Raw genomic sequence first — 12,883 nt, 5'->3', positions numbered from 1 at the left:
AGCTACCTGAGGGTATACCTACATATTACCTGTTTATTCAGGCTTTTAGTTCTCCTTTTTAAATATGATGCAAATGAGAAAACAGTTATCCATGCTAATGGGTCTTTGCGTGCTGTTATTGATGGCAGCAACCGGGGCGTTGGCCCAATCTAAAGAAGTAAAAGGAAAAATAACAGATTCAAAAGATGGCACGCCTATACAGGGCGCTACGGTACACGCCAGGGGTGGTAAAGCCTCTGTAGTGTCAGCTGCTGATGGCAGTTTTAGTATTACGGTAGATGCCAGAACCCGGCAACTGGAAGTTACTTATGTGGGGTATGCTGCGCAAACAGTAGCGTTAAATGGTGCCGCACCTGTTACGGTTAGCCTGGAGCAGTCTGGCGAAACTTTAGGAGAAATAGTGGTGGTAGGCTACGGCACCAAAAGCCGGCGCGATGTTACCGGTTCGGTAGTAAAAGTGCAGAGTAAAGATATTGCCAATACACCCGCCACCAGTTTTGAAAGCGCCCTGCAGGGCCGGGCTGCCGGTGTGCAGGTAAACCAGCAGAATGGTAAACTGGGGCAGGGTATAAACATACGTATACGGGGTGCCAGTTCTGTTACAGCAGGTAACGAACCCTTATATGTGGTGGATGGTATACCTATTACTACAGACGACCTGAGCAGCACTATTGCGCCTACCAATGCACTGGCCGATTTGAATATGAACGATATTGAATCGGTAGAAATATTAAAAGATGCTTCTGCTGCAGCCATCTACGGCTCGCGTGGCTCAAACGGCGTGGTACTTATTACCACCAAAAAAGGCAAAGCAGGTACTTCTAAGCTGGAACTGGGTTACTATCATGGCAACCAGCGTGCTACCGGCAGAAGAAAGTTTATGAATGCTACCGAATATGTGAATTACTTTAAGCAGGCGGGGTTGGGTGCTGCCAAACTGGATTATGCGGCAGGTTACTTTAATACTTTGCAGGAGGCTATTGAAGATTATGAGTCGTATATCCCCAGTCGTTTTACGCGCTATGCAGCAGGTGAAAACACCTGGGAAACCGGTGCGGTAAATACTGACTGGCAGGATGAGGTGTTCAGAACAGCCCCCATATCGCAATACGATATGAGTGTTACGGGTGGTAATGATAAAACCAAAGTATTCTTTTCCGGCCAGTATCTGAACCAGAAAGGCATACTTATAGGCAACAGCTATAAAAGATATTCCGGCAGGCTGAACATAGAACATAAGTTGAAAAACTGGCTTACCGCCGGTGCCAACCTTAGTTATGCCCGCTCGTTAAACTACCGCGTATCTAACGATAATGCTTTTTCTACTCCGTTGCAGATTATTGCTTTATCGCCCATTACGCCGGTTATTGACCCGCGTACGGGTTTACTGAGCGGCGCGCTGGATCTGGCTACTGATGCGCCTAATACCAATTATCCGGTATACTATAATCCGCTGCTGAATGTAGACAATGCTTTTTATCATACACTGGTAAACAGAACCATTGGTAATGCGTACTTAAACGCCAACCTGCTAAATGGCCTTACCTTTCGTACAGAGCTGGGTATAGATCAGCTGAACCAGACAGAAGAAAGTTATTATGGCAAACTTACTGCACGCAACACCGGTGTAGCTAATGGTAATGGCACTTATGCTACCACCGAAATGCTGAACCTGAATACCAACAACTATTTTCAATATGCTAAAACATTCGGTACCGTGCACAGCCTGGATGCCACGCTGGGTATGAGTTATCAGAACCGGCAAATGGTGTACAGTACTGCCACGGGCGAACAGTTTCCCAGCGATGCTTATAAAACGCTGTCCAGTGCAGCTTCTAAAACAGATGCCAGCAGCGGCTCTACCAGTAACACGCTGCTTTCTTACTTTCTCAGGGCCAGTTATAAGTTTGCCAATAAATACCTGCTGGGTGTAAGCGGGCGCATAGATGGCTCATCGCGCTTTGGTACCAATAACCGCTATGGCTTTTTCCCGGCAGTATCAGCAGGCTGGGTGCTTACGGAAGAAAACTTTTTAAAAGGTGAAAAATGGCTGAGCTTTTTAAAACTGAAAGCCAGCTATGGTGTAACAGGTAATGATAATATCAGTGATTTTGCTTCCAGAGGGTTATATACCGGCGATGCTGCTTATGGTGGCCAGGCAGGGCAGAAGCCAGTACAGATTGCCAACCCCGATTTAAAATGGGAAACCTCTACCGGTGCGGATATTGGTGTGGAAGGTAGTATACTGCAAAGCCGTATAGGGTTTGAGGTAGAAGTGTACCAGCGTAAAACCAAAGATCTTATTCTGAGTGTGGAAGTGCCAGGTACTTCCGGCTTTTCTACCCAGTATAAAAACGTGGGTAACCTTACCAACAAAGGCATAGAAATAACCTTAAACACTACCAATATTCAAACGCGTAATTTCAGGTGGACTTCAACCCTAAACTTTTCTGCCAATAAAAATAAGATTACCAACCTGGGCGGCCAGGAGCTGGGTAACAGTGTTAACCGCGCCCGCGAAGGGGAAGCACTGGGTGTGTTTGTGGCCAGGGAGTTTGCCGGTGCAGACCCTGCTAATGGCGATGCCTTGTATATTACCAATACGGTTAAAGCTGATGGCACGCGCGACCGCGCTACTACCAACGACTATAATGCGGCTACAGACGTAGTAATAGGCAACCCTAACCCTAAGTTTATATATGGTTTTGGTAACACCGTAAGTTATAAAGGTTTTGACCTGGATGTGTTATTACAGGGCGTAAATGGCAATCAGATTTTTAACAAGGCAGGTACGTACATGAGTGCCAGCGGCAGCAATGGTTTTGATAACCAAACAGTAGATCAGCTGGCTGCCTGGAAAAATCCGGGTGATATTACCATGATACCTGAGGCGCGTTTGTTTTATCCCAATGGTACTGACCCTTCCAGCAGGTATATCAGCAGTGGTTCTTATTTACGTGTAAAAGCCGTAACACTGGGTTATAACCTGCCACGCACGCTGTTAAACCAGATTGGGCTGGATAGGGTGCGCGTGTATGCAAGGGCGCAAAACCTGTTTACCATTACGAAGTATGAGGGCTGGGACCCCGAAGTAAACTCCGACTACCAGGCTAGTAATATTAACCTGGGTAACGATTTTTACTCTGCCCCACAGGCCAAAACCATTGTGTTTGGTGTTAACATAGGTTTATAAACACGCAGCGTTCACTTTAAAGGAAGAAACATGAAATACGTAAAGAACTTATATATACTTTGTGCGGCTGCTGTTTTTACCGTTGCTGCATGCAGTAAAAAGCTGGATACCATACCCACAGAATCTATCAGCAACGAGGCGGCCCTGGCTACTACTTCAGATGTGAAAATTGCGATGGTAGGCGCTTATGACGATTTAGGTAATGCTTACCTCTATGGCGGTGATATATTTATACTGGGCGATTTGATGGCTGCTACTACAGAAATAAACTGGTCGGGCACATTTGGCGCTATGACGCAGGTGTATAACAAGGCCATTCCGGTTGATAACTCTTACATAGCCAATGTATGGCTATCGGGCTACCGCGCTATTAACGATGTAAATAATGTGTTATCTGCCTTAGATGTTATTAAGGATGAAGATACCCGCGATGACATGGAAGGGCAGGCAAAGTTTATACGTGGATCGGTATTGTTTGATCTGGTGCGTGTATTTGCCAAATCCTGGAACGATGGTAACCCGGCTGCTAATGCAGGTGTGCCAATTGTGTTAACACCTACCCGTTCTATTACCGATTCCAGCAAAGTACCCCGCGCTACCGTAGCGGCGGTATATGCACAGGTAATAAGCGACCTTACAGATGCAGAAACCCTGCTGCCGCCTACCAATGGCTTTTATGCCAGCAGCCTGGCTGCATCAGCCATGCTGGCCCGCATATATCTGCAGCAGGGCGATTATGCCAAAGCTGCCGTGCAGGCTAATAAGGTAATTGCCTCAAACGCATTTCGCCTTACTGGTACCTACGAGGCGGCTTTTCCCTTTCCGGGTGGTATGGCCGGTGCTGTGGCTAATACTACGGAAGATGTATTTGCTATGCAGATAACCTCCAGTTCGGGTACCAACGATTTTCAAACTTTTTATTCTCCGCTGGGCCGTGGTGATATTCAGATTGAAGATGCACACCTGAATTTGTATGAAGCGGATGATGATCGCCTGAATTTGTTTTACAACTCGGGAGGTTCTGTTTTTACGGGCAAGTTTGATAATCTGTATGGTAACGTACATATTATACGCCTGGCCGAAATGTACCTGATAAGGGCAGAAGCTAATTTCAGGCAAGGTACTGCTGTTGGCGCTGCACCGGTAGATGATATAAATACAATACGCGACCGGGCTAACCTTGCGCTTTATAACGCGGCAGACCTTACCCTGGCTAAAATACTGCTGGAGCGAAAGCTGGAACTGGCGTTTGAAGGCTTTGGCCTGCACGATGCCAAAAGGCTGCAGCAATCTGTAGGTAATATAGCGTGGAATGCCAACAACCTGGTGTTTCCTGTGCCGCAAAGAGAAAGGAGAGTTAACACCAATCTGTCGCAGAACGATGGATATCAATAAACCATAAATACAAACAGGTTAAAAAAGCTGCTTCCGTATCCCGGAGGCAGCTTTTTTTATGTGGGTATGTTTACGGCTGTGTTTGAATGATTAGCGGTCGTTTAAATTCTGTTAACATTCCGTTTAGGGTTTGTTGACAGCCTTCGAAACCAACGCTGAATAACTTTAAAACATCATTAACACAACCAGAACCTGCATAATTATGAACAAATCCTTCCTGCGCGGAGGGCTGTTACTCGCCACTCTGTTTTTACACAAACCTGTTATTGCCCAGCAAAAAATAGCGGCAGATAAAATGGACTGGTGGCACAAAGCCCGCTTTGGTATGTTTATTCACTGGGGGGTATATTCTGTACCGGCAGGTATTAGAAATGGCGGGCGTGTAGATGGGCTGGGGGAGTGGATTATGCAGGATGCACATATACCACGTGCAGAGTACGCTGCTTTTGCAAAGCAGTTTAACCCCGATAAGTACGATCCGGAAGCCTGGGTGCGCATGGCGCGCGAAGCTGGTATGAAGTATATAGTAGTAACCACCAAGCATCATGATGGCTTTGCTTTATTTAATACACAGTTTAGCAACTGGAGTGTAGTAAAGGCAACCCCTTACGGTAAAGATTTGCTGAAGCCGCTGGCCGAAGCCTGCCGCCGGCAGGGTATGAAGCTGGGTTTTTATTATTCCCAGGCAAACGACTGGTACCACCCCGGCGGTGCTGCTGCCTATGGCTATTGGGATGATACCCAGCGGGGCAATATGGATGAGTATATTGATAAAGTAGCTGCCCCGCAGGTACGCGAAATCCTTTCTAACTATGGTGATGTAGCTGAGTTGTGGTGGGATGTGCCCACGGGCATGACCCCGGAAAGGGCTGCTAAGTTTACTGCCATAGTACAGCAGCTGCAACCCGGCATTATAACCAACGACAGGCTGGGAGGCGATGTAAAGGGTGATATAACCACACCGGAACAATATGTACCGGCCACCGGTTTAAAAAACAGGAACTGGGAAACCTGTATGACCATGAATGATACCTGGGGCTATAAATCAACCGATCATAACTGGAAAACCAGTACAGAGCTCATCCGCAACCTGGTAGATGTTACTTCTAAAGGTGGTAACTATCTGCTGAATGTAGGGCCGGAAGCATCCGGTGCTTTTCCGCAGCCTATTCAGGATCGTTTACAGGCAATAGGTGCCTGGATGAAGGTGAACAGCGAAGCTATTTATGGCACATCAGCAAGCCCTTTTAAAAAACTTTCCTGGGGCAGATGTACGGTAAAATCAACCACCCATGGCAATACATTGTTTCTGCACATCTTTAACCGGCCCGCCAGCGACCAGCTGGAGATACCGGGGTTGCAGACAACTGTTACTACTGCCACCGCTTTAGCTACGGGTAAGCAGCTGCCCTGGAAAAAAACAACAGAAGGTTATACTATTGATTTGTCTGCCCTGCCGCAGCATATGGTAATACCGGTTATACGCCTGGAAACTACCGGAACACTGGCTGTGGCTGATTTGCCTGTTACGCAGGCGGCAGATGGCACGCTGGAGTTGCCTGCTGCCATGGCCGATCTGCATTCGCGCAGAAAGCAGCCGGATGTACGTATTGAAGGGGGAGAAGAGCAGAACATTGGTTTCTGGACGCATGCTGCCGACTGGGCATCCTGGCTTTTTTTTGTAACCACGCCGGGTACTTACCGTGTACAGGCAGAAGTTGCTACCCCTGCCGCTAACAGTGCGTTTGTATGGGGTATGGAAGGTAAGGAGCAGGCGGGGGCTGTTACCGCTACGGGCGATTATAATACTTACCAGCTTTTTAAACTGGGCACCATTACTGTTAGGGAACCTGGTAACTACCGCTTTGCTATTAAACCCCGCGCTGAGGGCTGGGAAGCTATAAATCTGAAAAAAGTAACGATGACTTTGCTTCCGTAAAACGGAGGCTGCCATAGAAAAAACAAACTGCTTTTATTTATTCACCAAAACACACTTGTCTTATGACGAAGTATTATGCTTTTGTTAGTAGAAGAGTATGCCTGCTGCTGGCTGTATTCTTTTGGTTACAGGGCACAGGTGCTGTAGCACAAACCAACGACATTATTGTTAGTGGCTCTGTAAGTACCGACACCAGCGTGCTGGAAGGCGTTACCATTACCGTAAAAGGTAACCCTGCCAAAACGGCCCGCACCAATGCTAAAGGGCAGTATGCTATTAAAGCGCCTTCTAATGGCACCCTGTTATTTTCTTTTATTGGTTTTGAAACAAAAGAGGTAGAGATAAGGGGCGAGAATAACATTAATGTATTGATGCAGTCTGTAGCCTCTGCACTGGATGGTGTGGCTGTGGTAGCCTATGGCACGCAGAAAAAATCGAGCATGGTAAGTTCTATTACCACACTTGACCCGCGTGAATTGAAAGGGCCTACCAGTAACCTTACCACCATGCTGGCCGGCCGCATATCGGGGGTTATTGCCTACCAGCGCAGTGGCGAGCCTGGGCAGGATAACGCTAACTTTTTCATCCGCGGCGTTACCACTTTTGGCTCAGGCAAAGTAAACCCGCTTATTCTGATTGATGGTATGGAATCTACCACCAACGATCTGGCCCGCCTGCAGCCCGATGATATTTCCGGCTTTTCTGTACTGAAAGATGCTACGGCATCATCGCTGTATGGCGCCCGGGGCGCTAACGGCGTTATACTGGTTACCACCAAACTAGGTAGGGAGGGTAAAGCGCAGTTTAATGTGCGCTTAGAAAGCTCTTTATCCGGCAACACCCGCAATTTTAAACTGGCCGATAATATTACGTATATGAAGCTGGCAAATGAAGCGGTGTTAACCCGTTATCCGCTGATTGCCGCACCTTACGCACAGGAAAAAATTGACCAGACCGCTGCCGGGGCAGACCCTTATTTATACCCCAGTAATAACTGGATGAAAACGCTGATTAAAGACAGAACCCTTAACACACGTGCCAACGTAAACCTGAGCGGCGGTGGTAAAATTGCCCGTTATTATGTAGCAGGTACTATGAATACGGATAATGGTATTCTTAAAATTGATAAGCTGAACAACTTTAACAGCAACATTAAACTGCGCAACTATTCCATACGCTCTAACATATTCATCAACGTTACCAAAAGTACGGAAATGGCTATCCGTACGTATGGACAGTTTGATGATTACCGCGGCCCGGTAGGTGGTGGGGCGCTTATTTTTGACAGGGTGCTGCATTCCAACCCTGTAAGGTTTCCGGCCATTTATCCCGCATCTTTTGCACCCAATATCAGCCACCCTTTATTTGGTAATGCCTTAACAGGTTCGGGCACCACCCTGTTTGAAAATCCGTACGCCAGGGCAGTATCCGGATATCAGGATTACAATACCTCTACCATGGTAGCGCAGCTGGATTTTAAGCAGGATTTTTCCTTTATTACCAAAGGGCTTTCTGCCACCTTTATGGCGTATACGCAGCGTTTTGCGTATTTCGATGTATCCCGCAGGTATACACCGTTTTATTATAGTTTCGCTTATGCACCCGGTACCAAACAGCCGGTGTTAAGCAGGCTTAACGATAATGGTACCGAATACCTTTCTTATGTACCCGGCTCTAAAATACTCAGCACTATTGGTTATGCCCAGGCATCTGTAAACTACAACCGCATCTTTAACAAACATGCAGTGTCGGGTATGTTAATAGGCACCATGCGCAGCCAGCTGAATGCTGCGGCCAACGATCTGCAAACCTCACTGCCTTACCGCAACCAGGGCATGTCGGGCCGCTTTACCTATGGCTACGATAACCGTTACCTGGCGGAATTTAACTTTGGCTACAACGGATCTGAGCGTTTTGCCAAAAACAACCGCTACGGCTTCTTTCCCTCGGTTGGGGTAGCCTGGAATGTGCACAGCGAAAAGTTTTGGGAACCCGTATCCGGTGTGGTAAACCGATTAAAATTACGCGCCACTTACGGCATGGTAGGTAACGATCAGATTGGCGATTCTACCGATCGTTTCTTCTACCTGTCCAATGTTAATATGAGCAACACAGCCAGACCCGTTGCGTTTGGCGAAAACTTCTCTAAAATCTATAATACCATTGCGGTAACCCGTTATTCCAATACTGAAATTGGTTGGGAAAAAGCGTATAAAACCAACATAGGTTTTGATGCCCGCCTGTTTAATGCCCTGGAAATAACGGTTGATTTGTATAAAGAGCACCGTACCAATATTCTGATGGACCGGGCGTATGTACCATCTACCATGGGCTTAACGGCACCCATACGTGCCAATATAGGTGAGGCAGAAGGCAAGGGTATTGATGTACAGCTGGATTATAATAAATCGCTCAGCAAAGCGGTATGGATTACCGGCCGCGCCAACTTTACCTATGCAGCCAGCAAGCTGCTGGTTACGGATGAGCCCGCGTACCCGGAATACTGGCGCTCGCGCAAAGGCCACTCACTGTCGCAGCAATGGGGCCTGATAGCAGAGCGGTTGTTTATTGATGATAAAGAAGTAGCCAACTCGCCCCGCCAGAACTTTGGCGAGGTAAAAGGTGGCGATCTGAAGTATCGCGATGTAAACGGGGATGGCGAAATAGAAACAGCCGATAACGTACCTGTGGGCCTGCCTACGGTGCCTGAAATTATATATGGCTTTGGCTTTTCCTGTGGTGTAAAAAACTTCGATTTCAGTGCCTTCTTCCAGGGCAGTGCCCGTTCTTCCTTTTTTGTAGATAATAACAGTGTGCAGCCTTTCAGGCTGAACGAAGGCAGCCAGAACGGACTGTTAAGCGCTATTGCAGAAAGTCACTGGTCTGAAGACAACCGCGATATCTACGCCTTCTGGCCACGCCTGAGCGATCAGACCATACAGAACAATGCCTGGAACAGTACCTGGTGGATGCGCAGCGGTTCTTTTCTGCGTTTAAAAACAGTGGAACTGGGGTATACCTTTCCTAAAAAAGGATTGCTGGAGCGGCTGCGCTTTTCCAACATGCGTATATACCTCAACGGTTCTAATTTCTTTGCCATCAGCAGCTTTAAACTATGGGATCCTGAAATGGGCGGCAATGGCCTGGGGTATCCCGTGCAGCGCGTGTTTAACGCCGGTGTCAATTTCGGATTTTAATATTTATACCACTGTAAACTTATATATATGAACCCGCTATCTGTTTTTTCACGCAAAGCACTGCTGTTACCGCTGCTGGCCTGCGGTATTACCATCAGCAGCTGCAGAAGATACCTGGACATAGTACCTGATAATATACCCACTATTGATAACGCTTTTAAACTACGCCAGGAAGCTGAAAAATACCTGGCAACCTGTTACTCCTACATTCCCGGCGAAGCCAATTTTGGCACCAACCCCGCCCTGGGTAGCGGCGATGAGGTGTGGCTGAGCCTCAGCTTCCGATCGGTAAGTGCATCGGCTATTAATATTGCCATGGGTAACCAGAACTCCAGCAATCCCTATATGGCCTACTGGAGTCAGTTGTACCAGGGCATACGCGACTGTAATATTTTTTTAGATAATGTAGACAATGTAGCCGATCTGGAACCTTATATGAAACAGCGGTGGGTGGCCGAAGTAAAATTTCTGAAAGCCTATTACCACTGGTATCTGCTGCGCATGTACGGCCCCGTTCCTGTAGTTGATAAAAACCTGCCCATTACAGCTTCTATTGAAGAAGTAAAGGTATTCAGGCAGCCGGTTGATTCGGTAGTAAACTATTGTGCCGCGCTGATGGATGAAGCGGCTAAAAACCTGCCCATGAAAATTACCAATACTATTGACGAGCTGGGCAGGGTTACGGTGCCCGTTGCTTTATCGGTAAAAGCACGTATGCTGGTAACAGCTGCCAGCCCTTTGTTCAATGGTAATACAGATTATACCAACTTCAAAAACCGCAATGGGGCAGCACTTGTTAATACTACTTACGATGCGGCTAAATGGCAGCGTGCTGCCACTGCCTGTAAGCAGGCTATAGACACCTGCCAGGCGGCAGGCATCAGCCTGTATCATTTTAACGAAGTAGGTACCGCATTATCGCCCACACTGAAGGTGCAGATGGATATCCGCAATGCGGTGTGTGGTAAATGGAATCAGGAACTGATATGGGGCGCCTCTAACAGCGCCGCTGGTGTGTATGAACAAAGGCTGGCCTGCCCGCGGCTCGATCCCTCACGCTCCGGCAACAACGATCCTTTGGGAGTAATGGCGCCAACGCTTAAAGTTGCAGAGCAGTTTTATACTAAAAACGGTGTGCCTGTTAATGAGGACAAAACATGGGATTATGCCGGCCGGTATAAAGTAACTGCAGTGCCCGCTGCCGATGGCGAAATTATGATGGCAGGTTACCCCACCGCTGCGCTGAATATAGGCCGCGAGCCCCGTTACTATGCAGATATAGCTTTTGACGGCGCCAGATGGTTTATGCAGAGCAATACCTGGAATGTAATGGCCCGCTGGGGTATGCCCCAATCGCAAAAGGGTACTGAATATTCCCTTACCGGTATGTTTGCCAAAAAGATAGCCAGCTGGAAGTATGTAATTAACGAAGGGCAAAGTTCTTCTACCGAACCTTACCCCTGGCCTATGTTTCGCCTGGCCGATTTGTATTTGCTGTATGCCGAGGCTTTGAATGAAGCGGGTAATACGCCATCTGCAGAAGCCTACCAATATATTAACCTGGTAAGAGAGCGTGCAGGTATTGCCCCGGTACAGGATGCGTGGACTAACTTTTCGCGCACACCTTTGAAGTATACCACCAAAACAGGTTTCCGGGATATTATACAGCAGGAGCGTTTGATTGAGCTGGCTTTTGAAGGCAGCCGCTACTGGGATCTGCTGCGCTGGAAAAGAGCTTCCGTTGAAATGAATAAAACCATAACAGGCTGGAACCTGCCCGAGGCAGACCCTGCAAAGTATTACCTGCCGGTAGTATTGTTTAACCAAACCTTTGAGTTGCGTAATTACCTGTGGCCCCTGGCTGACCAGGATATTCTGGTAAACCCCAACCTGGTGCAAAACCCCGGATGGTAGTATTTTAATTTAAAAATGCATGCAATGAAATTTTATATAAATACGGTATCTACTTACGGTGCTGCCTGCATAGCAGCTGCCCTTGCTTTTGCCGCCTGTAAAAAAGAGGAGCGTTCCTCGCTGTACAATGGGGCAGGTGCACCACAGCCACTGAAAACAGCAGCGGTAACCAACCTGCCCGGCAGTGCTAAAATCAGTTATTCGCTACCAGGCGATAATAATGTGCTGTATGTAAAAGCAGAGTACGAAATAAGGCCTGGTGTAAAACGGGAAGTAAAAGCTTCTTACTACGATAATAGTCTGCTGGCAGATGGCTTTGGCGATACGCTGGAGCATAAGGTTGCTTTGACGGTGGTAAACCAGGGCGATGAGCCATCTGCCCCGCTTATAGTTACTGTAAAACCGCTTACACCGCCGGTAATAGCCACCTTTCGCACCCTAAAGGTGCTGAACGACTTTGGTGGGGTAAGCGTTTCTTTTGCCAATGCGGCCAAAGCCGATCTGGCTATTATAAGCCTGCGCGATTCTGCCGGGGTTTACCGGATAGAAAATTCGCATTACTCGCAACTGGCAGCAGAAACCTACTCGCTGCGCGGTTTTGACAGTATGGTGTATAAAATGGGCTTTTATGTAAGAGACCGGTTTGGCAACGTATCCGATACGCTGAAGGGTGATTTTAAACCGCTGTACGAGAAGTTTCTGGATAAATCGCTCTTTCGCCAGGTTGACCTGCCTGGAGATGTAAAAGACGACTGGGGCCTGCCTATGCGTAACCTGTGGGATGGCATTGTTAAAGGCGGCGTAATAGGTGGTTTTTTTCATACCCAGTCTAAACCTTTTCCTATGTGGTTTACGTTTGATCTGGGGGTGAAGGTACAACTGAGCCGCATGACGGCCTGGCACCGCCAGGACCCGCCGCAGGACTGGGCATATGCACAAAACAATCCTAAAAAGTTTGAAGTATGGGGCTGTGCTGATAACCCTGCCGCAGATGGCAGTTTTACCAACTGGGTACTGCTGGCTACGCATGAAGTAGTTAAACCTTCTGGCCTGCCGCTGGGCCAGGTGTCGCAGGATGATATTGCCGCGGCTGCCAGGGGAGAAGAGATATCCATTCCTTTGGATAAACCTGCTGTAAAGTATATCCGCTTTAAAATACTGGAAACCTATACCAATGCAGCCTGCAATATTGCAGAAGTATCTTTCTGGGGGCAGCCCTGATTTCTTTAACAGAAAAATTAATTA

6 protein-coding genes are annotated in these 12,883 nt (G+C 47.6%); all 6 read left to right on the top strand.

Annotated elements, in window-relative coordinates:
- The first annotated feature begins 73 nt into the window (after window positions 1-73).
- The 6 genes from IEY13_RS07835 to IEY13_RS07810 all read left to right on the top strand — a co-directional run bounded on the left by IEY13_RS07835 (window position 74) and on the right by IEY13_RS07810 (window position 12,859).
- Window positions 74-3,193: a SusC/RagA family TonB-linked outer membrane protein gene (locus IEY13_RS07835; RefSeq protein ID WP_188951435.1), complete on the top strand. Its 3,120-nt coding sequence runs from the start codon at window positions 74-76 to the stop codon at window positions 3,191-3,193.
- 30 nt (window positions 3,194-3,223) lie between these two features.
- The gene (locus tag IEY13_RS07830) at window positions 3,224-4,588 is read left to right on the top strand and encodes a RagB/SusD family nutrient uptake outer membrane protein (RefSeq protein ID WP_188951434.1); all 1,365 of its coding nucleotides are present in this window, start codon (window positions 3,224-3,226) and stop codon (window positions 4,586-4,588) included.
- Window positions 4,589-4,790: 202 nt separating this feature from the next.
- Window positions 4,791-6,527: an alpha-L-fucosidase gene (locus tag IEY13_RS07825; RefSeq protein ID WP_188951433.1), complete on the top strand. Its 1,737-nt coding sequence runs from the start codon at window positions 4,791-4,793 to the stop codon at window positions 6,525-6,527.
- Window positions 6,528-6,589: 62 nt separating this feature from the next.
- Window positions 6,590-9,724: a SusC/RagA family TonB-linked outer membrane protein gene (locus IEY13_RS07820; protein WP_188951432.1), complete on the top strand. Its 3,135-nt coding sequence runs from the start codon at window positions 6,590-6,592 to the stop codon at window positions 9,722-9,724.
- Window positions 9,725-9,751: 27 nt separating this feature from the next.
- On the top strand, window positions 9,752-11,638 hold the full coding sequence (locus IEY13_RS07815) for a RagB/SusD family nutrient uptake outer membrane protein (RefSeq protein ID WP_188951431.1): 1,887 nt from the start codon (window positions 9,752-9,754) through the stop codon (window positions 11,636-11,638).
- A 24-nt stretch (window positions 11,639-11,662) separates the two neighbouring features.
- Entirely contained in the window at window positions 11,663-12,859 is a 1,197-nt protein-coding gene (locus IEY13_RS07810) for a DUF5000 domain-containing lipoprotein (RefSeq protein ID WP_188951430.1), read from the top strand.
- Window positions 12,860-12,883: the final 24 nt, after the last annotated feature.

Source organism: Filimonas zeae (assembly GCF_014641615.1).
Classification (GTDB): domain Bacteria; phylum Bacteroidota; class Bacteroidia; order Chitinophagales; family Chitinophagaceae; genus Filimonas; species Filimonas zeae.
This window is presented reverse-complemented; position numbering and strand designations above follow the sequence as displayed.

Excerpts from the sequence above, each read along its gene's own strand:
- IEY13_RS07815 (WP_188951431.1), top strand. The coding sequence starts at position 9,752 with ATGAACCCGCTATCTGTTTTTTCACGCAAAGCACTGCTGTTACCGCTG.
- IEY13_RS07830 (WP_188951434.1), top strand. The coding sequence starts at position 3,224 with ATGAAATACGTAAAGAACTTATATATACTTTGTGCGGCTGCTGTTTTT.
- IEY13_RS07835 (WP_188951435.1), top strand. The coding sequence starts at position 74 with ATGAGAAAACAGTTATCCATGCTAATGGGTCTTTGCGTGCTGTTATTG.
- IEY13_RS07810 (WP_188951430.1), top strand. The coding sequence starts at position 11,663 with ATGAAATTTTATATAAATACGGTATCTACTTACGGTGCTGCCTGCATA.
- IEY13_RS07825 (WP_188951433.1), top strand. The coding sequence starts at position 4,791 with ATGAACAAATCCTTCCTGCGCGGAGGGCTGTTACTCGCCACTCTGTTT.
- IEY13_RS07820 (WP_188951432.1), top strand. The coding sequence starts at position 6,590 with ATGACGAAGTATTATGCTTTTGTTAGTAGAAGAGTATGCCTGCTGCTG.